The organism is Streptomyces sp. NPDC031225 (assembly GCF_055570355.1).
Genome location: NZ_JBVIHJ010000004.1, coordinates 129,038 through 154,355, shown reverse-complemented (window position 1 = coordinate 154,355; position 25,318 = coordinate 129,038). Strand labels below are relative to the sequence as shown.

General features: G+C 71.3%; 21 protein-coding genes. 11 read left to right on the top strand and 10 right to left on the bottom strand.

Annotation, left to right across the window (positions count from 1 at the left end; all coding sequences use genetic code 11):
- Positions 1-183 precede the first annotated feature (183 nt).
- The 3 genes from ACZ48Z_RS08205 to ACZ48Z_RS08195 form a co-directional block, all read right to left on the bottom strand.
- Positions 184-633, bottom strand: a complete 450-nt coding sequence (locus ACZ48Z_RS08205) for a DoxX family protein (protein ID WP_468734987.1) — start codon at positions 631-633, stop codon at positions 184-186.
- Positions 634-990: 357 nt separating this feature from the next.
- Positions 991-2,649, bottom strand: coding sequence for an alkaline phosphatase D family protein (locus ACZ48Z_RS08200; protein ID WP_468734986.1), 1,659 nt, complete (start codon positions 2,647-2,649; stop codon positions 991-993).
- 71 nt (positions 2,650-2,720) lie between these two features.
- Positions 2,721-3,365, bottom strand: a complete 645-nt coding sequence (locus ACZ48Z_RS08195) for an HNH endonuclease family protein (protein ID WP_468734985.1) — start codon at positions 3,363-3,365, stop codon at positions 2,721-2,723.
- A 345-nt stretch (positions 3,366-3,710) separates the two neighbouring features.
- Between ACZ48Z_RS08195 and ACZ48Z_RS08190 the strand changes: the two genes are divergently transcribed.
- Entirely contained in the window at positions 3,711-4,292 is a 582-nt protein-coding gene (locus ACZ48Z_RS08190) for a TMEM165/GDT1 family protein (RefSeq protein WP_468734984.1), read from the top strand.
- A gap of 186 nt (positions 4,293-4,478) precedes the next feature.
- Entirely contained in the window at positions 4,479-5,147 is a 669-nt protein-coding gene (locus ACZ48Z_RS08185; protein ID WP_468734983.1) for an HAD-IA family hydrolase, read from the top strand.
- A gap of 365 nt (positions 5,148-5,512) precedes the next feature.
- Here the strand turns inward: ACZ48Z_RS08185 and ACZ48Z_RS08180 are convergent, their stop codons facing one another.
- On the bottom strand, positions 5,513-6,535 hold the full coding sequence (locus ACZ48Z_RS08180) for a peptidoglycan-binding domain-containing protein (RefSeq protein ID WP_468734982.1): 1,023 nt from the start codon (positions 6,533-6,535) through the stop codon (positions 5,513-5,515).
- Between the two features lie 162 nt (positions 6,536-6,697).
- Here ACZ48Z_RS08180 and ACZ48Z_RS08175 point away from each other — a divergent pair, with 162 nt between their 5' ends.
- The 4 genes from ACZ48Z_RS08175 to ACZ48Z_RS08160 all read left to right on the top strand — a co-directional run bounded on the left by ACZ48Z_RS08175 (position 6,698) and on the right by ACZ48Z_RS08160 (position 11,365).
- Complete coding sequence (locus ACZ48Z_RS08175) at positions 6,698-8,737, top strand: MDR family MFS transporter (RefSeq protein WP_468734981.1); 2,040 nt, start codon at positions 6,698-6,700, stop codon at positions 8,735-8,737.
- Positions 8,738-9,309: 572 nt separating this feature from the next.
- A complete protein-coding gene (locus ACZ48Z_RS08170) occupies positions 9,310-10,005 on the top strand; it encodes a hypothetical protein (protein WP_468734980.1) in 696 nt (231 codons plus the stop codon).
- A 5-nt stretch (positions 10,006-10,010) separates the two neighbouring features.
- On the top strand, positions 10,011-10,814 hold the full coding sequence (locus ACZ48Z_RS08165) for a hypothetical protein (RefSeq protein WP_468734979.1): 804 nt from the start codon (positions 10,011-10,013) through the stop codon (positions 10,812-10,814).
- A gap of 158 nt (positions 10,815-10,972) precedes the next feature.
- The gene (locus ACZ48Z_RS08160) at positions 10,973-11,365 is read left to right on the top strand and encodes a hypothetical protein (RefSeq protein WP_328746916.1); all 393 of its coding nucleotides are present in this window, start codon (positions 10,973-10,975) and stop codon (positions 11,363-11,365) included.
- 69 nt (positions 11,366-11,434) lie between these two features.
- Here the strand turns inward: ACZ48Z_RS08160 and ACZ48Z_RS08155 are convergent, their stop codons facing one another.
- Both ACZ48Z_RS08155 and proP read right to left on the bottom strand, forming a co-directional pair.
- On the bottom strand, positions 11,435-12,106 hold the full coding sequence (locus ACZ48Z_RS08155) for an O-methyltransferase (RefSeq protein ID WP_468734978.1): 672 nt from the start codon (positions 12,104-12,106) through the stop codon (positions 11,435-11,437).
- 77 nt (positions 12,107-12,183) lie between these two features.
- On the bottom strand, positions 12,184-13,572 hold the full coding sequence (gene proP / locus ACZ48Z_RS08150) for a glycine betaine/L-proline transporter ProP (protein ID WP_468734977.1): 1,389 nt from the start codon (positions 13,570-13,572) through the stop codon (positions 12,184-12,186).
- Between the two features lie 333 nt (positions 13,573-13,905).
- On the opposite strand from proP, the gene ACZ48Z_RS08145 reads away from it, so the two are divergent.
- Complete coding sequence (locus ACZ48Z_RS08145; protein WP_468734976.1) at positions 13,906-15,996, top strand: bifunctional glycosyltransferase 87/phosphatase PAP2 family protein; 2,091 nt, start codon at positions 13,906-13,908, stop codon at positions 15,994-15,996.
- Here the strand turns inward: ACZ48Z_RS08145 and ACZ48Z_RS08140 are convergent.
- Positions 15,983-17,218, bottom strand: coding sequence for a cytochrome P450 (locus ACZ48Z_RS08140; RefSeq protein ID WP_468734975.1), 1,236 nt, complete (start codon positions 17,216-17,218; stop codon positions 15,983-15,985). The two genes, ACZ48Z_RS08145 and ACZ48Z_RS08140, sit on opposite strands and share 14 nt — an antisense overlap.
- 229 nt (positions 17,219-17,447) lie before the next feature.
- On the opposite strand from ACZ48Z_RS08140, the gene ACZ48Z_RS08135 reads away from it, so the two are divergent.
- Complete coding sequence (locus ACZ48Z_RS08135) at positions 17,448-18,617, top strand: steroid 3-ketoacyl-CoA thiolase (protein WP_069759305.1); 1,170 nt, start codon at positions 17,448-17,450, stop codon at positions 18,615-18,617.
- 185 nt (positions 18,618-18,802) lie between these two features.
- Positions 18,803-19,285, top strand: coding sequence for a pyridoxamine 5'-phosphate oxidase family protein (locus ACZ48Z_RS08130; protein WP_468734974.1), 483 nt, complete (start codon positions 18,803-18,805; stop codon positions 19,283-19,285).
- Positions 19,286-19,401: 116 nt separating this feature from the next.
- Here ACZ48Z_RS08130 and ACZ48Z_RS08125 read toward each other — a convergent pair whose 3' ends face one another.
- The gene (locus ACZ48Z_RS08125) at positions 19,402-21,675 is read right to left on the bottom strand and encodes an ATP-binding protein (protein ID WP_468734973.1); all 2,274 of its coding nucleotides are present in this window, start codon (positions 21,673-21,675) and stop codon (positions 19,402-19,404) included.
- 106 nt (positions 21,676-21,781) lie between these two features.
- On the opposite strand from ACZ48Z_RS08125, the gene ACZ48Z_RS08120 reads away from it, so the two are divergent.
- Complete coding sequence (locus tag ACZ48Z_RS08120) at positions 21,782-22,615, top strand: alpha/beta fold hydrolase (protein ID WP_468734972.1); 834 nt, start codon at positions 21,782-21,784, stop codon at positions 22,613-22,615.
- A 28-nt stretch (positions 22,616-22,643) separates the two neighbouring features.
- On the opposite strand, the gene ACZ48Z_RS08115 is transcribed toward ACZ48Z_RS08120, so the two are convergent.
- Entirely contained in the window at positions 22,644-23,357 is a 714-nt protein-coding gene (locus ACZ48Z_RS08115) for a YoaK family protein (RefSeq protein WP_468734971.1), read from the bottom strand.
- 103 nt (positions 23,358-23,460) lie between these two features.
- Between ACZ48Z_RS08115 and ACZ48Z_RS08110 the strand changes: the two genes are divergently transcribed.
- Positions 23,461-24,708 carry an alpha/beta hydrolase gene (locus ACZ48Z_RS08110; RefSeq protein ID WP_468734970.1) on the top strand — a complete coding sequence of 416 codons (1,248 nt, stop codon included), beginning with the start codon at positions 23,461-23,463 and terminating at the stop codon, positions 24,706-24,708.
- Between the two features lie 13 nt (positions 24,709-24,721).
- Here ACZ48Z_RS08110 and ACZ48Z_RS08105 read toward each other — a convergent pair whose 3' ends face one another.
- The gene (locus ACZ48Z_RS08105; RefSeq protein WP_468734969.1) at positions 24,722-25,141 is read right to left on the bottom strand and encodes an aggregation-promoting factor C-terminal-like domain-containing protein; all 420 of its coding nucleotides are present in this window, start codon (positions 25,139-25,141) and stop codon (positions 24,722-24,724) included.
- Positions 25,142-25,318 lie beyond the last annotated feature (177 nt).

The window sequence follows — 25,318 nt, the reverse complement described above, 5'->3', positions numbered from 1 at the left end:
CGTGGACAGCCATACAGCGTACGCCCGGGGTGTGACCGGAGATTCACGGGGGGCTCATGGGATGGGCGCGACATGTTCACCCGGGTGCCGCGTCGCAGGACGACGTCGTCCGCACGCGCCGGTGTCCTCCCCGCGGACTCCAGGACCGCGGGAAGGACACCGTTGACACCGTGCGGCGTCGGCTCAGACCGTCACCGGCTCCGCGGCCGGCCTCCGTTCCCGGGCCGGGCGCTTCGTGAACAGCCGGTCCAGGCCGAACGCGCCGGACCCGGTGAAGACCAGCAGGACCAGCGCCCAGCAGAACATCGCGGCGGCCTCGCCGCCGTTCTCCATGGGCCACAGGGCTATCGGCTGGTGCACGTGGAAGTACGCGTACGCCATGGATCCCGCGGCGATGAACGCGGCGACGCGCGTGCCCAGGCCGAGCAGTACGAGGCCGCCGCCGACGAGTTGGATCACGGCCGCGTACCAGCCGGGCCAGGTGCCGGCCGCGACGGTGCCGCCGTCGGTGCCGGCGGCTCCGCCGAGGACGCCGAAGAGGGCGGCGGCTCCGTGACAGAGGAAGAGCAGGCCGACGACGATGCGGTAGAGGCCGAGGGCGTATGGCTGGGCGCTGTTGAGGCGTCCGGTCATTGTGGGGGACTCCTTCGGTCGGGTCGGTCCCACAGGGGGGTCGCCCCAGGGGGATGGAACCGAGTGAGTCATCAACGGTAGGTGCCCCCGATTCGTGCTTGCAAGTTCAACATTTGGCCATCGGTTTGCCTCATCTGTCCCTGCCGTTTCCCTCGTAGTCGCACGTGGAACGGCTTTCGCCGCCGTGACGCGCTTCCGAAAGTGCGTCCGAAAGCGTGACCGAATGCACACATGGCCGACCGCCCGCGGTGCGCGCTCCTCATGGGCGGTTCGAACGTCAACCAGCTTGCCTGGATGGATTTCTGACGGTACGTCAGGCGGCGTTGCAACTTGGTGGAACTCCGTGGGAGAGGTGCTTCACCGGGTGAGTTGGGACTCCGAGACCGTCCGCAGTCGCGCCCGCCCCTGGTCCGCGTCCCCCTTTCCCGCCCGCGCCTGCTCCAGCCGCAGCTTCGCCGAACGCCCGCGCAGCGTCAGCGTCATGAGCTGGTTGCCGAACCAGGGACCGCCCGTGTGCCGCCAGGAGACCGGCGGCCGCTCGCAGCCTCCGTGCCGGGCGAGTCGCCGCCCGAGCGCCCGTGCCGTGGCACTCCAGCCGAAGCGGAAGCCGAACCGGATGTAGCGGGGGACGGAGTTGTGGACGGGGGAGCAGGTGAGCTGGAGGACCAGGGCGTCCGGTCCGCCGGTGTACCACGTGGGCTCGGCGACGTACGCGTGGTGCACGTCCCCCGACAGCACGAGCACCGTCGCCGGAGCCTCGGGCCCCGACCCCACCTCGGCGATCAGGTCCGCCAGCGCCGTGAAGGACGCCGGGAACGCCGCCCAGTGCTCCAGGTCCGCCTTGCGCCGCAGATCCTCGCCGAACCGGGCCCAGCGCGCCCCGCGATCGCCCCGGCACAGCGCCGCGTCCCACGCCTCGGCGTCGTGCACCAGGTGCGGCAGCAGCCAGGGCAACGAGGTGCCGATCAGGAGGTGGTCGTAGGAGTCGCGCTCCTCCAGCGCCTGTCCGCGCAGCCACTCGGCCTCGCCGGCGTCGAGCATCGAGCGGTTCTCCTCGTCGAGGACGCGGGCCGCGCGGGAGTCGACCATGAGCAGCCGCACCCGGCCGAAGTCGCGCCGGTAACTCCAGCGCACGGAGGCGGCGTCGGCCTCGGCCCGGCCGGCGAAGGCGCGCAACTCGTCGGTGCCGTCCGGGGATTCGCGTACGGCGGCGTAGAGCGGGTCGGCGGCCAGCTCGGCCGGGGCGAGGTTGCCGAGGTGCTGGTACACCCAGTACGACATCAGGCCGCTCAGCAACCGCTCCTGCCACCACGGGACTTCGCGCATGTCCTCGACCCAGGACGCGGAGGTGTTCCAGTCGTCGATGACGTCGTGGTCGTCGAAGATCATGCAACTGGGCACGGTGGACAGCAGCCAGCGCACCTCGGGGTCGAGCCAGGACTCGTAGTAGAGGTGGGTGTACTCCTCGTAGTCCGCCACCTGGTCGCCCGGCGGGTCGCGGGGATCGCGGCGCGCGGCCAGCCAGTTGCGGGTGGCGGGGGAGGTCTCGTCGGCGTAGACCTGGTCGCCCAACAGCAGGAGCACGTCCGGCCGTTCGCCGTCCGGCCCGGCGGCGATGCGGGCCGCGAGGGTGTCCAGGGCGTCCGGGCCGACGGGGTCCTTCTCGCCCTCCGGGGGCGCGGCCCAGCGGCAGGAGCCGAAGGCGACGCGGACGGTGCCGTCGGCCTCGGGCGTGCGGATGACGGACGGCGGAAACGCCGAGAGGGCGGTGTCGGGCAGCGGCCACACGCGGGTGCCGTCCAGGAACACCTCGTAGGACCGCTCGGTGCCCGGGGTGAGGCCGTCGACCGGGACGAGGGCGTAGTGGTGGCCCGCGATCTGGAAGGTGCGGGTCTCGCCACCGGTGCCGTCCGAACAGCGCACCTCGGCGGCGCACGGACGGCTCGTCTCGACCCAGACGGTCGCGGACGAGCCGTCGACGTACCTCAGCAGTGGGCCCAGTCGCAGATCGGCCACGTGATCCTCCTCCGTCGCCCCGTACGGTACGGAACGACGGAGGCCTGCGGGGAGGTTCCGTTGCGGAATCGTCAGCAGCCGGCGAGGTAGTTCGTCAGCGCGGTCTTCTCCGCCGAGTCGACCGAGAGGTCGTAGTAGTACTTCACCTGGACCCAGGCGCGGACGTAGGTGCAGCGGTACGAGGTGACCGACGGCATCCACTCGGCCGGGTCCTGGTCGCTCTTGGACTGGTTCACGTTGTCCGTGACGGCGATCAGCTGCGGGCGGGTGACGTCGTTGGCGAGGCCCTGGCGCTGTGCGGTGGTCCAGGCGCTGGCCCCCGAGTCCCAGGCCTCGGCGAGCGGGACCAGGTGGTCGATGTCGAGGTCGGAGGCGGCGGTCCAGGTGGCGCCGTCGTACGGGGAGTACCAGCTGCCGCTGGTGGCGGTGCAGGCGGAGTTGGTGACGACGTTCGTACCGTCCCGCTTGAGGATGTACTCACGGGTGTTGCAGGTGCCGCTGATGGTGATCCACGTCGGGAACAGGTCGCGGTCGTAGCCGGTGCGGTTCTCGGCCTTCACGGTGAGCGCGGCGAGGTAGGTGCGGGCGGTGGCGGCGCTGACCGGGGTGGGGAGGGCGGCGGAGGCGGTCGGGCCGTTGAAAAGTCCGACGGAGGCTATGAGGGCGGTCAGAGCCCCGAGTATGCTCAGCCGTCGACGCGCGTAGAACTTCGGCATGCGAACTCCCTAGGGGGACGGGGGTGTTGGAGCGTGAGCGCTCGAATGCTCGCGGCTCCGTGTTGCGGGGAGGTGTGCGTTCGGTAAGAAGCTAGTGACGCGTACATGACACGACAAGGTTTACGGCGAAACGATCACGTACGATGGACGGCGTTGAAGGGGAGTAGCTCTTCGCCGGACCGTCGACATACTGCTCAGCTCGTCTGAGCCGGCGCCCGGAGGCAGGTCTTCAGGGACCGGCCAGCGAGACCTTCGGCCAGTAGTGCACTGACTGTGTGCTGCCGTGCCGAGGCGTCGTGTTTCAGGAACACTCTCGGTGGGGCGGCCCCGACCGATTGAGGACCCTTGATCAGCTTCACCGTGACGGCCGTCGTCTTCGGCGTCGTCTTCCTCGCCGAACTGCCCGACAAGACCGCGCTCGCCGGCCTCGTCCTCGGCACCCGCTACCGCGCCTCCTACGTCTTCGCCGGTGTGGCCGCCGCGTTCGCACTCCATGTCGCGCTCGCCGTCGCGGCCGGCAGCGTGCTGACCCTGCTGCCGCAGCAGGTCGTGCAGGCGCTGACGGGCGTGCTCTTCCTCGGCGGCGCGGCCGTCCTGCTGCTGAAGAAGGATGAGGGCGACGAGGAGATCCGCAAGCCGCAGGACCAGTCCTTCTGGAAGGTCGCCGGGACCGGGTTCATGCTCATCCTCGTCGCCGAGTTCGGGGACCTGACCCAGATCATGACGGCGAACCTCGCGGCCCGTTACGACGATCCGCTCTCCGTCGGCCTCGGCGCGGTGCTCGCGCTGTGGGCGGTGGCCGGTCTCGGCATCGTCGGTGGAAAGGCCCTGATGAGGCGGGTGCCGCTGAAGCTGATCACCAGGATCGCGGCCCTGCTGATGCTGGCTCTCGGCCTGTGGAGCCTGTGGGAGGCCGTGACCGGCTGAGCTGAACGGTGTGTGAACTGTTCCGGGAGACGGTGGCGGGAACCGCCTCTCGTTTTGTACCGTGGGTGAACAAAGTGGCTCCCGCCCGTTTTCCCTGACCGGCGGGCGGGGCCGCCTTGTCCCTCCGGGGGCGTGCGGGGGCGACCCCCCGGAGCCCGCCCCTCACCTCGCGTCCTGGAGCTGCCGATGACGGCCACCGCCGCCCCCACCGTGCTCACCGCCCGCGCCCTCCTGCTCGACATGGACGGCACCCTCGTCAACTCCGACGCCGTGGTCGAACGCATCTGGCGCCGCTGGGCCGAACGGCACGGACTCGACGGCGACGAGGTCATGAAGGTCGCCCACGGCCGACAGGGCCACGCGTCGATGGCGATCCTGCTGCCCGACCGGCCCGTGGAGCGGAACCTCGCCGACAACGCGCTCATGCTCGCGGAGGAGACCGCCGACACGGACGGTGTCGTGGCGATTCCCGGCGCGTCCGGGTTCCTGGCCTCCCTGCGGGGGCTGCCGCACGCCCTGGTGACCTCCGCCGACGTCGCGCTGTCCACGGCCCGCATGGCGGCGGCGGGACTGGGGCTTCCGGAGATCCGGATCACGGCCGAGTCCGTCGGCGCGAGCAAGCCCGACCCCGAGGGCTTCCTCAAGGGCGCCGCGGAACTCGGTGTCGCACCCGCCGACTGCATCGTCTTCGAGGACTCCGGGGCCGGGATCGCCGCGGGCAAGGCGGCCGGGATGCGCGTGGTGGGCATCGGTCCACGGGCCGGCCTCCACGGCCCGGACGTCGTGGCGCAGGATCTGACACGGGTGCGGGTGGAAGCGGCAGCGGACGGCACGATCCGGCTTTTCGTCGGATAGATCGGGCTGGATGGCGGGGTGATCCGGTTCTTCGTCGGGTGGGCTTCCTGGGCGGCGGCGGGGTGATCCGGTTCGTCGTCGGGTGAAGTTCCATGGCACGGCACGGCCGGGCTCTCGGGGGGGGGGGGGGGCCCTGGGCGGTGGTGGGATCCGGATTCCCGTCGGGTGGGCTACTCGGGTGGCGGAGTGATCCGCCTCTCCAGCCGGTGAGCTTTTAGGGCGCGGCGCGGCCGGGTTCCGTCGGGTGGATCTCGGCGGTGGCGTGATCCGGTGTCCGCTGGGTGGGCTTCCCGGGTGGCCGCGTGATCCGGGTCTCCGGCAGGTGGGTCTCCCGGGGTGTGGTCTGCCCGCGACCCCGTGGTGGCCTACGGCTCCCTGGTCTCCGACTCCAGGCGTTGCCGCGTGGCCAGGTCGTACACCCCGAACTCCGGCACCTGCATGCCCCGAGTCGACTGGTACCGGCTCACCGCGTCCTCGACGCCCTCGTTGTAGTGCCCGCTCGCCTTCCGCGAGTACAGGCCCGCCTGGGTGAGCCGCAGTTCGAGCTCGACGACCTCCGGGCCCTCGGACCCCCGGCGCAGCACCGGCGGAGCCGCCTCGCGGGCCGCGTCCGAGCCGTTCGCCGCGTCGTCCGTCGCGGTGGAGGCGGTCGGCGTGACCGTCGGCGCGGTCGACAGGGACGGTGTCGGGGAGGCGCCGGACCTCGACGGGGACGCGGAGGCCGACGGGCTCGCGCTCGCCGTGCGGGACGGGCGCGCGGAGGACGGTCGTACGGATGCCGCGGCCGTGGACGGCGAGGCCGACGCCGCTGTCGTCGTCGAGTCCGGCACCGCCGGCCGTACGTCCTGCGGCGCCGCCTCGTCCCGCACCGGCGACTCGTACGCGAACAGCCCGCTCGCGAAGCCGGCCGCCGCGACCACCGCCACGACCGCTCCGGCCGTGGCGAGGAGGACCGTACTGCGGCGAACGCGCCGCGGTTGCCACTCGCCGTCCGGGGCGGGGGCGGACCGGCGTCCGCCGGTCTCGAACAGGCGCAGATCGGTGGCGCTCGCGGTCGTCGGCGGGGGCGCAAGGGGGGTGGGGAGAATCGAGGTCGCATCGGACGCGGGAGCCGCCGGGGTCACGGCGCGCAGCGGCATCGTGGCGTCGGGGGCGGGGCCCGCGGACGCGGAGGGCTCGGGAACCCTCGGCAGGGGGGCCGTCTCGTCGTCCAGTTCCACGTACGGCCGTATGCGCAGCGGATCGAAGTCCTCCGCCGCGGCCGCATCCGCCGTACGTGCGTCGCGCAGCGCGTCCGAGGCGCGCTGTGTGCACCCGCAGGACGGGGTGTTGTCCATCGCTCTGGGCGCCCCGCACTCCGGGCACAGATGACTGTTCGACTCCGCCATGTGTCGTCCCTCCCCTCACAAACCCCTGCGATTATGCAGAGCCCCTCCACAGTCACGTGTCGGAAGCCCCCGGAATACCGGCTTCCAACAGGACTCAACGCGCCATAAGCGGTTACACCGACCAGGATGGAGACGATGTGACGAGAGCCCCGGGAGGTCTGCATGGCCGCGGATACACACGATGTGGCAGGGGATGTGCCGGACACGCGCGAGGAGCACGTGTCCGGCAACGTCCTCGTCTCGATCGGTGCCCTGCTGCTCGGGATGCTGCTCGCCGCGCTGGACCAGACGATCGTGTCCACCGCACTGCCCACGATCGTCAGCGATCTCGGCGGGATGGAGCACCTGTCCTGGGTGGTGACGGCGTATCTGCTGGCCTCCACGGCGGCGACCCCGTTGTGGGGCAAGCTCGGGGACCAGTACGGGCGCAAGCGGCTGTTCCAGACCGCGATCGTGATCTTCCTGATCGGGTCGGCGCTGTGCGGCATGTCCCAGGACATGACCCAGCTGATCGCCTTCCGGGCCCTGCAGGGGCTGGGCGGCGGCGGGCTGATGGTGCTGTCCATGGCGATCGTCGGCGACCTCGTCCCGCCGCGTGAACGCGGGCGCTACCAGGGGCTGTTCGGGGCGGTCTTCGGCGCGACCAGCGTGCTCGGGCCGTTGCTCGGCGGGCTGTTCACCGAGCATCTGAGCTGGCGGTGGGTCTTCTACGTCAACCTGCCGGTCGGTGCGGTCGCCCTCGCCGTGATCGCCGTCGTGCTGCGGATTCCGCGCAAGTCCACGAAGCATGTCATCGACTACCTCGGGACCTTCCTCATCGCCGCCGTCGCCACGTGTCTGGTGCTGGTGGCCTCGCTGGGCGGCACCACCTGGGGGTGGTCCTCGCCGCAGATCGTCGGACTCGCGGTGCTGGGCGTGCTGTTGGCGGTCGCGTTCGTGGGCGTCGAGCGGCGGGCCGCCGAGCCGGTGCTGCCGTTGAAGCTGTTCCGGATCCGGACCTTCGTGCTGTCCGCCGTCATCAGCTTCATCGTCGGGTTCGCGATGTTCGGGGCGATGACCTATCTGCCGACCTTCCTCCAGGTGGTGCACGGCGTCTCGCCGACCATGTCCGGTGTGCACATGCTGCCCATGGTGTTCGGGCTGCTGCTGTCCTCGACCGTGTCCGGACAGATCGTCAGCCGGACCGGGCGCTGGAAGGTGTTCCCGGTGGTGGGGACCGCGGTCACCGCGGTGGGGCTGCTGCTTCTGCACCAACTCGACGAGAACAGTTCGACCTGGGTGATGAGCGCGTACTTCTGTGTGTTCGGGCTCGGGCTGGGACTGGTCATGCAGGTGCTCGTGCTGATCGTGCAGAACGCCGTCTCGTACGAGGATCTCGGCGTCGCCACGTCCGGCGCGACCTTCTTCCGGTCCATCGGGGCGTCGTTCGGCGTCGCGATCTTCGGGACCGTCTTCGCCAACCGGCTCGGGGACAAGCTGGCCGACGCCCTCGACGGGGTCCAACTGCCGCCCGGCGTCTCGGTCTCGGGGCTGGAGTCCGATTCCCGGGGGCTCGCGGAGCTGCCGGCCGCGGCACGTCCCGCGGCGCTGCACGCCTACGCCTCGTCGATCACCGACGTCTTCCTGTACGCCGCCCCCGTCGCGCTCCTCGGGTTCGTGCTCGCCTGGTTCCTCAAGGAGGACCGGCTGCGCGGGTCCGTCACGGCGCCCGACGTCACCGAGACACTGGCCAGCAACCCCGTGGAGCGGTCGTCGTACGACGAGGTGTCCCGGGCGCTGTCCCTGCTGGGGACACGCGAGGGGCGGCGGGAGGTCTACCGGAAGATCACCCTGCGGGCCGGCTACGACCTGCTGCCCGCGTCGAGCTGGCTGGTGCTGCGGATGCGGCGGTACGGGTGGGTGGAGCCGGCGCTGCTCGCCGGGCGCACCCCTGTGCCCCTGAGCGTGATCATCAAGGCGGCCCGGCAGGTGGAGGAGCGGGGGCTGGCCGAGCGACGGGGGCCGGAACTGCTGCTCACCTCGCGGGGCGGGGAGGTCGCGGAGCGGCTCGCCGAGGCGCGGGAGGCGTCGCTGGCGGAGTTGCTGGGGGACTGGTGGGGTCCCGACCGGCCCACGGATCTGGTCCGGTTGGTGAAGGAGCTCAACGACGAGTTGTGCGGCTCGGATCGGGAGCGGCCGCAGGGTGGGGAGGCGGCGAAGTGAGGTTGTCTGCGGGTTCGGTGGGGGCGGGCGTTTTTGCGCAGTTCCCCGCGCCCCTGAATGTCCGTGGGTGGGTCGGGGCCGGGGTGGGGGGTGTCCGTCCTCGGTCCGGCGGCTCGGCCTCTTGAGCAGTACCCGGTTCCGGACGCCGGCCGCTGCGGGCGGACACCCCCCACCCCGCCCCCTGCACGCCGTCGGCGGCTGCGGGCACATCGTGGTGCCGGTGACTGCAACTCCCCAGGGGCGCGGGGAACTGCGCGCGCAGCCCCCACCGGCCTGCAGCCGCCCTGTGAGTGGCGGTCGCCGGTCCCGTCGTGGTGCCGGTGGCGGCAACTCCCTAGGGGCGCGGGGAACTGCGCGCTCAGCCCCCACCGGGCCGCAGTCGCCCCGTGAGTGGTGGTCTCGTCGTGGTGCCGGTGGTGGCAACTTCCCAGGGGCGCGGGGAACTGCGCGGCCAGCCCCCACCGGGCCCGCAGCCGTGATCGCTGGCCTTGGCGGTCCAGGTCAGGGTGTGGTTGTCACGTACACATGTGCGGAGACGGTTTGGAGAAGGCGTTCACGGCAACCCGGCAGTTATGTCAACAGGCCTGATCATCGCTCTGATCGTGATCGTGGCGGCCGTCCTAGTCGTGGCGGCCGTCCTGACCCTGCGTGGCCGGGGTCCGCAGCACGGCCGGGGCCTGAAGCGCCGCTTCGGGCCCGAGTACGGCCGGACCGTGGCCCGGCACAACGGGGACGAGAAAGCCGCCGAACGCGAGCTCACCGAACGCGTGGAGCGGCACGGATCCCTGCGCGAGCAGCCCCTGGACCCGGCCGACCGCCAGCGGTACGAGGCTCGCTGGACGGCCGCCCAGGAACGCTTCGTCGACTCGCCCCGAGAGGCCGTCGCCGAAGCAGACCAGCTGCTCGCCGAACTCGCCGAGGCCCGGGGTTTCCCGGGCGGCGGGCAGTACGAGGAGCAGTTCGCCGCGCTGTCCGTGCACCACGCGGACCATGTGCACGGCTACCGGCGCGTGCACTCGGTGGCCGGCGCGCACGCAAACGCCGGGCGGGACGGCGACGGACGGGTGGACACGGAGGACATGCGCGCGGCCATGGTCGAGGCGCGGTCCCTGTTCGACGAACTCGTCGGTCCGCCGCGAAGCCGTGAGGAGTCCCGTACGTCGACCGACAGGTCCCAGCTGGACGCGGGTCAGCCGCGCGACAGCGGCAGCGACGGCCGGGGCCATCTGCCGTGGGCGTTCAACAAGCGTCACGCGAAGGGGAGTTGAGTGACATGACGGATGCCACGAGTAAGTCGGGTGCCGACGGTACCCGAGGCGAGGGCAGGACCGGCAGGGGGACGGGCAGCGACCCGACGGGCGCGCACAGCCCCCTGGTGGCCCCCACCGAGACCGAGGCGCCGGATCTGGACCCGGCCACCGGACGTCGGACGGACGCGTCGCGGGACGGGCGCGGGGAGCCGGTGCCGGACGGGACCACCCAGTCCGGCCGGGCCGGCCGGGACGGCCGGGACGGCCAGGGCCTGCGGGGCACCGGCACCGATCGTGCACGGGCCGACGAAGGCGTGCGCGGTGACGGCGTCCGCAGTGGCGGCGGAGACCGCGACTCGGCCCTCGGCGGCGGCCGGGGCACCGGCTTCGCGGGCGGCTCCGACGACGACTCCGAGCGGGGTCTTCGCGGCGCACCCGGCCGTGAGAGCGGGCTGGGCCGGGGCGCGGGCCCCGAATCCGCCACCGGCGCCGGGACCGGCGTACACAAGGAGTCCGCCAAGGAGTCCACCCACGGGTCCCGGCTGCTGCCGCACGACGAGTGCGACAAGCTCAGCACGCGGCTCCATCACGCGGTCGCCGGGTTCGTGGACGAGCCCCGGTCCGCCGTCGAGGAGGCCGACCACGTGCTGGAGGAGGCCGCGACCCGGCTCGCCGACGCCGTGAAGGAGCGCCGCCGTACGCTGCGCAGCTCCTGGCAGACCGGCGACGCCGGCCAGGACAAGGCCGTCGACGCCTCCGACACCGAGCAACTCCGGCTCGTCCTGCGGGACTACCGCGAACTGGCGGAACGGCTGCTGCGCAGCTGACGCGCCGCCGATACCGTACGAACGGCCTGCTGCCCGGACCCGGGTGGCAGGCCGTTCTTGGGTACCTTGCACCGGACAGCGCCGCGCCGGGCGATTTATCATGCGGCGGCGGTGGTTCAACGGGGTTGCCGCGCAAGGACCTTTCAGGAGGAGCGCACGTGCTCGAACTCACCATGGCCGTCGTCACCGCGGCGGAGGAGGGTGCCACGGCCGGGATGCAGATGACCGACGCGCCCAGTGACCCGGGCACCGTGCTGCGTGTGGGCCGGGACAAGACCGTCTGCCGGCTCGCGACGCCCGACGACTGGCTGTTCGTCTCCCGGGTGCACCTGGAGTTCCTGTGCGGGCCCGAGGGTGTCTGGCAGGTCACCTGGCTCCAGGGGTCGCAGCCCGATCCCTCGTCCGAGGTACAGCTGGTGGCCGGGGCGTACGCGCAGCCGCTGGTCTACGGAGGCAGCGTGACGCTGCCCCGGGGCGGCAACGGCGAGATCGTCATCCGCGACCGCACCGCCCCGCGCAGCGTCAACGTCGGCTTCTATCACGAGATCTGAGGCACCGGGGGCACGGCGGCACGCGCGCGGGGCACGGGTGCGGATCACTCGTGCGGGTCACCGCAGTGGTTACGGCAGTACCCGTGCCAGCGCGAAGCCGTCGTAGCCCTTGCCGCCCACCGTCTGGATCGCCGTGGCGCTCAGCCTCGGGTGTTGTCCGATCAGTTCGAGGGCCGTGCGGGTGCCCCGGACGTCGGGGGCCGGGTCGTCCGCGTCGGCGACCCGGCCGCCCCGTACGACGTTGTCGACGACGATCAGGCTGCCCGCGCCGGTGAGCTTGAGGGCCCACTCCACGTAGTGCGGGTTGTTGCCCTTGTCGGCGTCGATGAAGACCAGGTCGAAGGGGGGCGGGTTCTCGGCGGCCAGCCGGGGCAGCGACTCCAGGGCGGGCCCCACCCGCACCTCGACGATGTCGTCGAGGTCCGCGCGGGCGAGGTTGCGGGTCGCGACCTCGGCGTGGACCGGGCTGTACTCCAGGGAGACCAGGCGGCCGTCGGCGGGCAGGGCGCGGGCCAGCCAGATCGTGCTGTAGCCGCCGAGGGTGCCGATCTCCAGGATGGTACGGGCGCCCTGGATCTGGGCCAGGAGCTGGAGGAACTTGCCCTGGAGCGCGGTGACGGCGATCGGCGGGAGGCCGGCGGCCTCGCTGTGGCGCAAGGCCGCCCGGAGCGCTTCGTCCTCCGGCGCGAGGTGGGTGGTGAAGTAGTCGTCGACGTCGTCCCAGGGCTGCGACTCGCTCATGTACCGATGCCTTTCGTATGGCTAGCACACTTACTAATTAGTTGCGCTAACGAATATAGTCGCGCTCCTGGGCTCTGTCAGAGGGTTTTCCGTTCGACGGCCGGTGCCGAACCCGGCAGCGGCCGGCCCGCCGACTCCGTCATGAACCACACCGCCACACCGCCGACGACGGCCGCGGCCATCATGTAGTAGGCGGGCATCATCATGTTCCCGGTCGCGCCGATCAGGGCGGTCACCACCAGCGGGGTCGTGCCGCCGAACAGGGACACCGAGACGTTGAAGCCGACCGACAGGGAGCCGTAGCGCACCCGGGTGGGGAAAAGGGCCGGGAGGGCGGAGGGCATCGCCGCCGTGAAGCAGACCAGGAGCAGGCCCAGCGCACCCATGCCGAGCGCGATCGTGAGCAGGCTGCCCTGGCGGATCAGCAGCAGGGCCGGGACCGAGAGGAACAGGAAGCCCGCGCAACCGGCGGCGATCACCGGGCGGCGGCCGATCCGGTCGCTCAGGGCGCCCGCGAAGGGCTGCACGATCATCATCAGCGCCATCACCGCGAGCACGACCAGCAGGCCGTGCGTCTCGTCGTACTTGAGCTCACTGGTCAGATAGCTCGGCATGTACGACAGCAGCATGTAGTCGGTGACGTTGAAGACCAGGACCAGGCCCACGCAGAGCAGCAGGGTCCGCCACTGACCGGAGACCATCTCCCGCAGCGGGACCTTCGGGCGGCTCGACTCGGCCTTCTCGACCTCCGCCGCGAACGCCGGGGTCTCCTCCAGGCGCAGCCGCAGATAGAGGCCGACGGCGCCCATCGGGCCCGCGATCAGGAACGGGATCCGCCACCCCCAGGACACCAGGTCCTCGGTGGACAGCAGGGCCGTCATCAGCGTGACCAGGCCCGCGCCGGCGATGTAGCCGGCCAGCGTGCCGAACTCCAGCCAGCTGCCGAGGAAACCGCGCTTCTTGTCGGGCGCGTACTCGGCGATGAAGGTGGACGCGCCCGCGTACTCGCCGCCGGTGGAGAAACCCTGGACCAGGCGGGCGGCCAGGAGCAGTAGCGGGGCGCCGACGCCGATCGTGGCGTACGACGGGATCAGGCCGATGGCGAAGGTGCCGGCCGCCATCATGATCATGGTGACGGCGAGGACCTTCTGACGGCCGACGCGGTCGCCCAGCGGGCCGAAGACCAGGCCGCCGAGCGGACGGACCAGGAAGGCCGCGGCGAAGGCGCCGAACGTCGACAGGAGCTGGGCGGTGGGATTCCCGGAAGGGAAGAAGACCTTGCCCAGGGTGACCGCGATGTAGCTGTAGACGCCGAAGTCGAACCACTCCATGGCGTTGCCCAGCGCGGCGGCCTTGACGGCGCGCTTCACGAGCGCCGGGTCGACGACGGTGGCCTCGGGGCTGTCGGGGCTGTCGGGGCTGTCGGGGGTGCGGACGGAGGGCGTGAGGGGAGGGGCGCTCGGCAAAACTTCGCTCGCCTGCCTTTCGACGTGGACAAGGGCAAAGGGCGACCTTAGGGGGACTTGCCGGGGTCACATCTCGCCCCCGTGAGGTCACTGAGGGTGCATAAGTGTGGTGTATGCAGGCACTTGGTCCTCGATCCGATACCCGGCTTTGCGCATTGCATGTGTTCCTTCTCGCGTCCCGCGCGCATGATCGCGCCCGCTGAGGACTATCGTCATTCGGGCAAAACGGTAAATAACGTCTGACGAAGCCCGAGTTGTCCATGTCTCCCTCAGGGGCGAACGCGGGCCGCGGAGTTCGCAGAGGGAAACAGCTGAGCGGGAGGCCGACGCGGCGTGGCGAACGCAGAGCACAGAGAGCGACCGGCCGAGGTATTCGGCGAAGTCACCACCGTCCACGCGCACATCGGGGCCCAGGCGCGGTTCGGTGCGCCCCGGCTCGCCCTGTGGCTGGTGGCGGCTCTCCTCGCCGTACGACAGATGGCCGTCGTCCTCAGCACGCCCCGAGGCGAGCGTCCGACGGACCTGGAGACCTGGGCGAGCCCGGACGGAGTCCTGTATGCGAAGGGCTCGCTCCACGACTCGACGCAGTTCACCGGTACCCCGTTCGGGGGACTCGTCCTCAAGCCCCTCACCCGGGCGGCCGAGCAGGCCCTCGGCTGGGGCTGGACCTTCGGCACCCTGCTCCTGGTCGTCGCCCTCGGCCTCGTCGTCGCCCGCGCCCTGCCCCAGCCGGTCGGCCGCCGGACCTCCCTGCTCGCCGCGCCGGTCGCGATCAGCCTCCTCATGCTGTCGCTGCCCGTGCGCAACGCATTCCACCTCGGGCAGGCCGGCATCATCCCGGTCCTGCTGGTCCTGGTCGCCTGCTTCGCCGTCCGCGGTGAGCGGGTCAGTGGCCTGCTCACCGGTGTCGCCGCCGCCCTCCAGCCCACGGTCCTGCTCTTCGCGGCCCTGCTCTGGTTCACCGGCCGCCGACGGGCCGCCCTGACCTCGGGCGCGACCTTCGCCGCGAGCACCGCGCTCGCGTGGGCGGCGCTGCCGCACGACTCGTACACCTACTGGGTGCACCACCTCGCCGGCACCGGTCTCGGCGGTGCCGCCGACGACCTCGCCAACCAGTCCCTGCACGGTCTGCTGCTACGGCTCGGTCTGAACGGCCCGCCGGAGATCGCGCTCTTCCTGGTGCTGGGCGCGGCGGTCGCGGTCCTCGGCGTGCGGCGGGCCGTCCGGTACGCGCGCGACGGGCAGCTGCTGCTCGCCGTCGCGATCACCGGCTGCGCGGCGATCGCCGTATCGCCGACCACGTGGCAGCACCAGCTGCTGTGGGTGCTGCTCGCCGTCGTCGGACGGGTCGGCAGACGTGCCTCCGACCGGTACGTGTGGCCGGTCGCCGTCGTCGTGGTGATGACGCTCCCGGCGACGATGCTGCTGCCGCACATCTCGCTCCTGTACACCCTGCGGGACAACGCGGTGCTGCTGGCCGCGCTCGCCGCCGCCACCGTGATCCCCTTCCAGTCGCGGACCTCGCCCTACTACCGGACGCCGATCCCCGCCGAGTACGCGGCGCCGGTCCCCGCGCGGCTGCGGCACGTGCCCCTGCTGCCCTTCCTCCGACGGGTCCCGACCCGGCCGAACCTGCTCCTGGAACTCCTGCTCATCCGCGTCACCTACGCCGCCTACCAGCAGGTCAGACTCGCGGCGACCGGCGGCACCAACTCCGCGGGACGCGCCACCGCCGAGAAGCACGGGCAGCAGATCTTCGATCTGGAGCGCTGGCTGCACATCGACATCGAGCACTGGGTCAACCACACGGTCGTCAAGGTCGGCCTGCTGCGCGACTTCTTCGACTTCTACTACGAGTCCTTCCACTTCGTGGTGCCGCTGAGCGTCCTCGCCGTCCTGTACTGGCGGCGACCGGTGGACTACCGGTGGGCCCGGTCCTCGCTCGGCTTCGCGACCCTGCTGGCCCTCGTCGGGTTCTGGCTCTACCCGCTCGCCCCGCCCCGCCTGATGCCGGCGCTCGGCATGATCGACACCGTGCACGGTGTCCAGGACTTCTCCAAGCCGGACTACGGCACCCTGACCGCGCTGACCAACCAGTACGCGGCGATGCCGTCGCTGCACTTCGGGTGGTCGCTGTGGTGCGGGGTGGTGATCGCGATCATCGCGCCCAGGTGGTGGATGAAGGCGCTCGGCCTGCTGCACCCGCTCTTCACCGTCTCGGCGATCGTGGCCACCGGCAACCACTGGGTCCTGGACGCGGTGGGAGGTGCGGTGGTGGTCGCCGGCGGGTTCGGACTGTCGTACGTCTTCCAGGGGCCGCGGGCCCGGATGGTCGCGGGGGCGGCGCGGGCGCATGGGGAACGGGCCGACGGCCTCGTGGAGCCGTCGGCCCGGGGTGCCGGGACCCGGGTCAACCCAGGGTGACCTGAAGCTCCTTGACTCCGTTGATCCAGGCCGAGCGCAGGCGGCGGGGGTCGCCGGCCGCGCGGAGGTTCGGCATGGCGTCGGCTATCGCGTTGAAGATCAGGTCGATCTCCAGGACCGCCAGGGACTTGCCCAGGCAGTAGTGCGGGCCTCCGCCGCCGAAGCCGAGGTGGGGGTTGGGGTCGCGGGTGATGTCGAAGACGTCGGGGTTGTCGAAGACGTCGGGGTCATGGTTGGCGGCCGCGTAGAAGATGCCGACGCGGTCGCCCTTCTTGATCTGCTTTCCGCCCAGTTCCGTGTCCTGGGTGGCCGTGCGCTGGAAGGAGTTGACGGGGGTCGCCCAGCGGACGATCTCCTCGGCGGCGGTGGCCGGACGCTCCCGCTTGTAGAGGTCCCACTGATCGGGGTGGGTCAGGAACGCGTGCATGCCGTGGGTGATGGCGTTGCGGGTCGTCTCGTTGCCCGCGACCGCCAGCATCAGCACGAAGAAGCCGAACTCGTCGGAGCCCAGGTTGCCCTCGTCCTCCGCCGCCACCAGTGTCGTGACGATGTCCTTCGCCGGGCACTGCTTGCGGTCGGCCGCCATGTTCATCGCGTAGGCGAGGACCTCCATGGCCGACTCCTGGCCGACCTGCTCGCTGATCGCGTACTCGGGATCGTCGTACGAGATCATCTTGTTGGACCAGTCGAAGATCTTGCCGCGGTCGTCCTGCGGGATGCCGATCAGCTCGGCGATCGCCTGGAGGGGCAGTTCGCAGGCGACCTGGGTCACGAAGTCGAAGGAGCCGGGCTGGGTGCGCGCGGTCTCGACGATCGCGTGGGCGCGGTTGCGAAGGCGCTCCTCCAGGGCTCGGATGGCCCTCGGGGTGAACACGCGCTGCACGATGCTGCGGACCCGGGTGTGTTCCGGCGGATCCATGTTGAGCAGGATCAGCCGCTGCGCGTCGATCGAGTCCCGCTCGATGCGCTCGTTGAAGCGGATGATCGCCGTGTTGAGGAAGGAGGAGAAGATCTCGGGGTGCGTCGAGACGTACTTGACGTCCGCGTGCCGGGTGACCGCCCAGTAGCCCTCGTCCTGGAAACCGGCGATGTTGGCCGACTGGGGGATCCAGCGCACCGGTTCGGCCCGGCGCAGTTCGGCGAACTCCGGCAGCGGTACACGGCTTTGCAGCAGGTCGGGGTCGGTGAAGTCGAACCCGTCGGGAAGCGCTGGACAGGTCATCGGCACTCACTCCAGCTGTCTGGAAGCTTTCTGACGAACCATCAGGAACAGAGCTGCCGTGAAGGTAGTAACGGGTTCCATAAGAGGCAAGGGGTACGGAGGCCTCAATTGCCTGCAAGACCCTTGCGGTGGTGGCCGGATCGTCAGCAGACTGCAAGCAGCGCCCCAACTAGAACACGTACTAGTTCCGGAGTTCCGGAGATCCGTTCGGAGGAGAGGACCCGCACCCATGGCCGCCGAACCCGTGATCGTCGAAGCCGTCCGCACCCCCATCGGCAGGCGCGGCGGCGCGCTCGCCAACCTGCATCCCGCCTATCTGCTGGGCGAGACCTACCGTGAACTCCTCGGCCGCACCGGCATCCCCGCCGACGCGGTCGAACAGATCGTCGGCGGCACGGTCACGCACGCCGGCGAACAGTCCATGAATCCCGCGCGCACGGCCTGGCTGACGGTCGGGCTGCCGTACGAGACGGCGGCGACCACGGTCGACTGTCAGTGCGGCTCCTCGCAGCAGGCCTCCCACATGGTCGCCAACATGGTCGCGGCCGGGGTCATCGACGTCGGCATCAGCTGCGGTGTCGAGGCGATGTCCCGGGTGCCGCTGGGCTCGGGGTCCAAGCACGGGCCGGGAAAGCCGTTCCCGGACGAGTGGAACGTGGACCTGCCGAACCAGTTCGAGGCGGCCGAACGGATCGCCCGGCACCGCGGACTGACCCGCGAGAACGTCGACTCCCTCGGGCTGATCTCCCAGGAGCGGGCGGCCGTCGCCTGGTCCGAGGAGCGCTTCAAGCGGGAGACGTTCGCGGTCCAGGTGCCCACCACCGAGGACGAACAGCGGGCCGGACAGGGCATGTGGCGGCTCGTCGACCGGGACGAGGGGCTGCGCGACACGTCCATGGAGGCGCTGGCGGGCCTCAAGCCGGTCATGCCGACGGCGATCCACACCGCGGGCAACTCGTCCCAGATCAGCGACGGAGCGGCGGCGATCATGTGGGCGTCGAAGCGGATGGCGCGGGCGCTGAAGCTGAAGCCCCGGGCGCGGATCGTGGCGCAGGCCCTGGTCGGCGCCGACCCGCACTTCCACCTCGACGGGCCCATCGACGCGACCCGTGCCGTGCTCGGCAAGGCGGGCATGTCGTTGAAGGACATCGACCTCGTCGAGATCAACGAGGCCTTCGCCTCAGTGGTGTTGAGCTGGGCCCAGGTCTTCGAACAGGACCTGGAGAAGGTCAACGTCAACGGCGGCGCGATCGCCCTCGGACACCCGGTGGGCTCCACCGGCGCACGGCTCATCACGACCGCGCTGCATGAACTGGAGCGCGTGGACAAGGAGTTCGCGCTGATCACGATGTGTGCGGGGGGTGGGCTGGCCACCGGCACGATCATTCAGCGGCTGTAGCCGACGTCCGGTTGCCGAAGGTGGGTGAAGACGGCGGGGCCGACCATGAGGATCGGTCCCGCCGGGGTCGTGTGGCGGCACGGCTGTCCGGTTCGAGGGCATCCACGGGGTGTGGGAGCGGTCGGGGGACGGGTCGGCGCAGTGGGAGACGGACTTCGGGCTGACGTATCGGAGGAACCGCTGAGATGGGGCCCACCACGCCCACCGCGCCCACCGCAGAGGCCGCGCGCCGGATCGTCGACGCGAGCCGGTATCTGGTCTTGGCCACGGCGGACGCGGAGGGGCGGCCGTGGAGTACGCCGGTCTACTTCGCGCACGTCGGGTACCGGGAGTTGTTCTGGGTGTCCTCGCCGGACGCGGTCCATTCGCGGAACATCGCGGTGCGGCCGCAGGTGGGGATCGCGGTCTTCGACTCCTCGGTGGAGATCGGCACCGGGCAGGGGGTGTACATGCCGGCCGTCGCGGGCGAGGTCGTCGACGGTGCGGAGGCCGGGCGGGCGCTGGAGGTCTTCTCCCGGCGGTCGGTCCGGCACGGCGGGCACGTCTGGACCCTCGACGACGTGCGCGGCGACTTTGGGATCCGGCTGTACCGGGCGGTGGCCGAAGCGCACTCGATGCTCGCCAAGGACGGGCGGCCCGATCACCGGGTGGTGGTCGATCCGGGGTGAGGGGTGCAGGGAGGTCGGTGAGGGCGAGTGTGCCCTCGCCGTCATCCGTCCGGCGGCTGCCCCGGTCCGGCAGGACTTCGGTGTGCCCGTGTGTTCCGGCGTGAGCCCGGTCGGCCTCAACCCGATGTCCCCGCGAGACGTGCCAGGGCGGTCGCCGTCTCGGTGGCGGAGGCCGTGTCACCGGTCGTGGTGAACAGGCGGTGGGCCTGCGTGAAGTGGACGCGGGCCTCGGTGAGTTCGCCGCAGTGCTCCAGGGCCGTGGCGAGCCCGGCGAGGGCTCTGGCCCGGAAGCGGTTGGTACCGCCGTGGGTGACGGGGGCCATGACGGCCCGGAAGGCCTCCACCGCCTCGGGCCACCGCTCCAGGGCGAGCAGGTCGCGGGCTATCTGGTGGCGGAGGATGGCCTCGGTGAACTCCTGGAACCCGGGAACGTCACCGGCCCGGGCGCCGAGCAGGGCCCGGTGGACGGCCAGTGCCTCCCGGGCGCGGCCCGCCTCCCGCAGGGCGCTGCCGAGGACGCGCCGGGAGACCGCCAGGCCCGCCTCGTCACCGGTGCGGGCGAACAGCTGCACCGCGTCCTCGGCGGCTTCGGCCGCCTCCGCCGGGCGCCCGAGGCTCATACAGGCCCCGGCGATATAGCTCGACGCCCAGGCCTGCTGTGCGATGTCGCCCGCCTCCTTCGCCAACTCCCTTGCACGGAGAGCGTGTTCCTCGGCCTCCCGGTGCCGGCCGTCTCTCACCGAGTACGTCCAGGCCAGGCAGTTCAGCTGGTGGGCCTCGGCCGCCCGGTCGCCGAGTGCCGCCGCCGACCGGACACCGTGGGAGAACAGGGTGCGCCACTCGGGCCAGGAGTCCCAGCGGTCCGAGAACCAGTAAAGGGTGCGGGCCGTGTGGAGGATCTCCCGGTGCCGTTCCGCCGCGAACATCACGGGCAACGCGCCTGCCCAGTGGGCGCGTTCGGAGGTCAGCCACTCCTCGGCCTCGTCGGCGGACGCGGGGGCGAAGGGGGCGGGTTCGGCCGCCCACGGCTCCGGGGCGCCCGGCGCCTCGAACAGGCGGCCCGCCATCGAGGCCGAGCGCAGCAGCCAGTCCGCCATGCGCAGCCGGAGGGCGTCCGGGGCCTCCTCCTCGTCCCGCAGCCGCTCGCGCGCGAAGAGCCGCACGAGGTCGTGGAGGGCGTAACGGCGGGGCGCGGTCTCCTCCAGCAGGCCCCGGTCGACGAGCAGGTCGAGGGAGTCCTCGGTGGTGAGCGCGTCCTCACCGCTGAGGACGGACGCGAGGTCCGGGCCGGTGTCGTGGCCGGGCAGCAGTGTGAGGCGCCGAAGCAACAGCCGGTGCGGTTCGGTGAGTTGGCTGTAGGAGAGGGCGAGGGCGCGGCGGACGGCGAGATCGCCCGCGACCAGTCCGCTCAACCGGCGTTCCTCGTCCGCGAGTTGGTCGGCCAGTCGAGCCGGGGTCCAACCGGGGCGGCTGGACAGCCGGTTGCCGACGATCCGCAGGGCCAGCGGGAGATGCCCGCACAGCTCGGTCAGCCGGGTGATCGCCTCGGACTGTCCGTCGGTACGCGGGGCGCCGAGGATGCGCTCCAGGAGCCGCGCCGACTCCCCGCCGCTGAGCCCGCCGAGCCTGATCCGCCGTACCCCTTCGAGACCGGCCAGCGGCCGTCTGCTGGTGACCAGCACGAAACCGCCCTGGGCGTCCGGCAGCAGCGGCCTGGTCTGGGCCTCGTCGGCCGCGTCGTCGAGGACGACCAGGGTCCGCCGGCCGGCGAGCGTGGCCCGGTAGACGGCCTCGCGGGCGACGGGGTCGACCGGGATCCGGTCGGGCGGGTGCCCGAGCGCCGTCAGCACCAGGACCAGGGCCTCGCCGGCCGGCAGCGGGGCGTCGCTCATGCCGTGCAGCTGGACGCAGACACAGCCGTCCGGGAAGGACCCGGCCAGCCGCCGTACCGCCTCCGCGGCGAGCGTCGTCTTGCCCTGTCCGCCCGGCCCGAAGAGCACCGCGGCACGGGTGCGGGTGCCGGCGGCGAGGCCCTCCAGATCCGCCAGTTCCTGCTCCCGGCCGGTGAAGTCCGGGACGGTCCGCAGGAGATACGGAGAGGTGGGCGTCCCCGAGCGTTCCCGGCCCGCGTCGGCCAGCCGCTGGAGGCGTTCGCGCTCATCGGCGGTGAGCCGCAGGGCGTCGGCGAGCGCCTCGACGGTGCGGCGCTGGGGGCCCCGGCTGCGGCCGCGCTCCAGGTCACCGAGTGCGCGCACGCTGACCCCGGATGCCTCGGACAGTTCCTCCAGGGTCAGCCGGGCGGCCCGGCGCAGGGAGCGCAGCATCACGCCGAAGGCGGTGCCGCCGTGCGGAGCCTCGGAGGGTGCTGGTTCTGGATCATGACTGGTCATCATGACAATTAGAACAAGCGCTCTCTACTTCCGCCTGTACTTCTGCCTGGTTGTCGCGGGCCACCCGTGGTGAGCTGGAGTCTCCACAACGAGAGGACGAACACACATGCCGTTCATCACAGTTGGTGAAGAGAACAGCGCGCCGATCGAGCTCTACTACGAGGACCACGGCACCGGACAGCCCGTCGTGCTGATCCACGGCTACCCGCTCGACGGCCACTCCTGGGAGCGCCAGGTCCCGGAGCTCCTTGAGGCCGGCCACCGGGTCATCACCTACGACCGCCGCGGCTTCGGCCGCTCCTCGCAGCCGACCACGGGCTACGACTACGACACCTTCGCCGCCGACCTCGACAAGGTGCTGACCAGCCTGGACCTGACGGACGCGGTCCTCGTCGGCTTCTCGATGGGCACCGGCGAAGTGGGCCGCTACCTGGGCGCCTACGGCTCGGGCCGGGTCGCGAAGGCCGCCTTCCTGGCCTCGCTTGAACCGTTCCTGCTGAAGACCGACGACAACCCGACGGGCGTGCCCCAGGAGGTCTTCGACGGGATCCTGGCGGCGGTCACCAAGGACCGGTACGCCTACTTCAGCGCCTTCTACCAGGACTTCTACAACCTGGACGAGACGCTGGGCAGCCGGATCAGCGAGGAGGCCCTGCGCAACAGCTGGAACGTGGCCGCGGGCTCCTCGGCACACGCCTCGGTGGCCTGCGTGCCGACCTGGATCACCGACTTCCGTGCCGACGTGGCGAAGGTCGACGTACCGGCGCTGATCGTGCACGGCACCGGTGACCGCATCCTCCCGATCGACGCGACCGGACGGCCCTTCCACGCGCTGCTGCCCTCCGCCGAGTACGTCGAGATCGAGGGCGCGCCGCACGGCCTGCTGTGGACGCACGCCGAAGAGGTCAACGCGGCACTGCTGGCCTTCCTCGCCAAGTAGTTCGCAAGCAGTTCGCACAAGGCGGGGGCTACTCGCGCCCCGAGGCTGCCACGGCCAGTACGGCCACCAGCCCCGCCGCGATCGCCAGCGGAATCCCCAGCCCGTGGTGGAGCACCAGCCACGCGCCCAGCGCGGCCCCGGTGACCATCGCGATCACGGACGCCGTACGGCGGGGAGAACGGGTGCCGGGACCGCCGCCCGCACGGGAGTCCGCGGCGAGGCCGGTCAACGTCATGGTCAGCACGGTCGTCGTCAGGTCAGGGACACCGAGCCTGCGGACCGTGGCGTTGCGCAGGCCCATGGCGAAGGCCGTGACCGCGATCAGGGTGTATGCGGTGGCCGTGGCGCCGGGCGCGGCGAACGCGGCCACCGCCGAGACGCCCAGGAGTACCGCCTCGGCGGCGAGCGTGAGCCGGGCCCAGGTCCGGCGGGAGCCGCCGCCGAGGCGTACGGCGATACGGCCGCCCACGATCGCGCCCACCACGAAGGACGCCAGCGAGGTGAGCGTGTGCGGCACCGAGAATCCCGGCGCACCCGCCGCGGCGAAGCCGAGCACGACCACGTTGCCGGTCATGTTCGCGGTGAAGACGTGTTCCAGACCCAGATAACTGACCGCGTCGATCAGCCCGCTGACCACCGTCAGTCCCAACAGCACGAACACCAGGCGCAGTCCACGCGCCTCGGGATCGTCGGCCGCCTTCGTGCCGGTCGCCTTCGCGTCGGTGCTGCTCTGTTCGCTCATCGAGTCTCCGGGCGGCCGGACGGGCAGGGTGCACTCAAGTCCACCACGGATGCGGGGGACTCTCGGATGCCGGGGTGAGACGCGCGTCCGTAGCGTCGAGGACATGAGTGATGAGACGCGTACAGCCAGTGAGAACAGGGTGCGCCGGGGGACGTGGAGGGGACTCGCCGGAGCGGCGGCCCTGCTGCTCGCCGGGCTCGCCGCGGCCCCGGTGGCCACCGCCGCCGACGGGCAACAGCACCGGACGCGGCGCGGTGACCTGGTCTCCGTCACCCCGGTCGCCGACCGGGACGCGGGGGCCGTCCGGGCGTTCCTGGGCGGACAGGACGTCGCCGACTCCGTGCGGTACGGCGTACGGGCGTACCGGCTGACCTACCGGACCGTCGACCCGTACGGCGCGGACACCACCGCGACCGGGCTGCTGACGCTGCCCAAGGGTGGCGCCCACCGCCTCGACCTGGTCTCCGACACCCACGGCACGATGGTCGACCGCGACTACGCGCCCTCGGCGAGCGAGGACTTCGGGCGGGTGCCGTCGTATCTGAACGCGAGCGCGGGCCGTGCGGTGGCCGCCCCCGACTACCTCGGCCTCGGCAGCGGTCCGGGCCCGCATCCGTACATGGACACCGCCTCGTCCGTGACGGCCTCCGTCGACATGCTGCGCGCCGCCCGTACCGCCGCCGGCCGGCTCGGTCGCCCGCTCACCGGGGATGTGTACGCGACAGGCTTCTCCCAGGGGGGCCAGGTCGCGATGGCGCTCGGAAAGGCGCTGCACCGGGGCGCCGACCGGCACTTCCGGCTGAAGGCGCTGGCACCGGTCAGCGGGCCGTACGACCTGGAGGGCCAGGAGATGCCCGCGCTGTTCGACGGTCGTGTCAACGACGTCAGCGGGGTCGTCTACACCGCGTACTGGCTGGTCGCACAGAACCGCCTGCACCCCCTCTACAAGGACCCGTCCGACGCCTTCCGGGCGCCGTACGCGAGCCGGGTGGAGAGTCTTCTCGACGGGAGCCACCAGCAGGAGGACGTCATCAGGGGACTCGCGCCCTCGGTGAGGCAGCTGCTCACGCCCGCTTTTTACGAGCGTCTGCGGCACCCGTCCGGCGCCGTGCTGGACGCGATGCGCGCCGCCGACCACACCTGTGCCTGGAAGCCGGACGTGCCGGTGCGGCTGTACGCCGGAGACGGCGACACCGACGTGCCCATCGGCAACACCCGGGCGTGCGCCCGCACCCTCGCCGGTCAGGGAACGAGGGTGCGGGTGGTCGATCAGGGGGCCGTGGACCACTTCGGTTCGGCAGTGGTGTCGGCCCCGCAGGTGGTGCGGTTCTTCGACGGCGTACGGCGGTGATCCGCGCGGCGGCTCAGTACCAGCCGTTGGCCTGCCAGAAGGCCCAGGCGGCGGTCGGGCTGCCGTAGCGGGAGTTCATGTAGTCGAGGCCCCACTTGATCTGGGTCTTGGCGTTGGTCTTCCAGTCGGAGCCGGCGGAGGCCATCTTGGAGCCGGGCAGGGCCTGGACCAGGCCGTAGGCGCCGGAGGAGGAGTTCGTGGCGTCGACGTCCCAGCCGCTCTCGTGCTCGACGATCTTGCTGAACGCGTTGTACTGCGCGGCGTTCGGGATCATCCTGTGCGCGATGGCCTTGGCCTGGGCGGACGAGTTGGTGGTCGCCGCCTGGGCCGGCGCCGCGGTCAGTACCAGACCGGCGGTGGCTGCGGCCATCGCGACGGTGGTGATGGCCTTCTTCGGGGAAGCGATGCGGCGGGCGATACGGGAGACGGACACGGAGAACCTTTTCTTCGGGGACAGGGGGGTCGCTCGCCGTCCCGGGGGACATGCGTCGGCGCCGAGGCCCGTGGGCTTGTCGGCGCCGTGCGACGTGCTCCAGAGAAACAGGCTCGAAGGGCGTCCGCAATGACCCCTTTTACTAGTTGTGGTCGAATCGCCGGGAAAGGTCATCCG

Bases quoted from the DNA above. Each gene is read 5' to 3' on its own strand.
- ACZ48Z_RS08165 (WP_468734979.1), top strand. From the start codon at position 10,011: ATGACGGATGCCACGAGTAAGTCGGGTGCCGACGGTACCCGAGGCGAG.
- ACZ48Z_RS08140 (WP_468734975.1), bottom strand. From the start codon at position 17,218: ATGACCTGTCCAGCGCTTCCCGACGGGTTCGACTTCACCGACCCCGAC.
- ACZ48Z_RS08205 (WP_468734987.1), bottom strand. From the start codon at position 633: ATGACCGGACGCCTCAACAGCGCCCAGCCATACGCCCTCGGCCTCTAC.
- ACZ48Z_RS08170 (WP_468734980.1), top strand. From the start codon at position 9,310: ATGTCAACAGGCCTGATCATCGCTCTGATCGTGATCGTGGCGGCCGTC.
- ACZ48Z_RS08175 (WP_468734981.1), top strand. From the start codon at position 6,698: ATGGCCGCGGATACACACGATGTGGCAGGGGATGTGCCGGACACGCGC.
- ACZ48Z_RS08155 (WP_468734978.1), bottom strand. From the start codon at position 12,106: ATGAGCGAGTCGCAGCCCTGGGACGACGTCGACGACTACTTCACCACC.
- ACZ48Z_RS08195 (WP_468734985.1), bottom strand. From the start codon at position 3,365: ATGCCGAAGTTCTACGCGCGTCGACGGCTGAGCATACTCGGGGCTCTG.
- ACZ48Z_RS08130 (WP_468734974.1), top strand. From the start codon at position 18,803: ATGGGGCCCACCACGCCCACCGCGCCCACCGCAGAGGCCGCGCGCCGG.
- ACZ48Z_RS08110 (WP_468734970.1), top strand. From the start codon at position 23,461: ATGAGTGATGAGACGCGTACAGCCAGTGAGAACAGGGTGCGCCGGGGG.
- ACZ48Z_RS08180 (WP_468734982.1), bottom strand. From the start codon at position 6,535: ATGGCGGAGTCGAACAGTCATCTGTGCCCGGAGTGCGGGGCGCCCAGA.
- ACZ48Z_RS08135 (WP_069759305.1), top strand. From the start codon at position 17,448: ATGGCCGCCGAACCCGTGATCGTCGAAGCCGTCCGCACCCCCATCGGC.
- ACZ48Z_RS08115 (WP_468734971.1), bottom strand. From the start codon at position 23,357: ATGAGCGAACAGAGCAGCACCGACGCGAAGGCGACCGGCACGAAGGCG.
- ACZ48Z_RS08125 (WP_468734973.1), bottom strand. From the start codon at position 21,675: ATGACCAGTCATGATCCAGAACCAGCACCCTCCGAGGCTCCGCACGGC.
- ACZ48Z_RS08120 (WP_468734972.1), top strand. From the start codon at position 21,782: ATGCCGTTCATCACAGTTGGTGAAGAGAACAGCGCGCCGATCGAGCTC.
- ACZ48Z_RS08185 (WP_468734983.1), top strand. From the start codon at position 4,479: ATGACGGCCACCGCCGCCCCCACCGTGCTCACCGCCCGCGCCCTCCTG.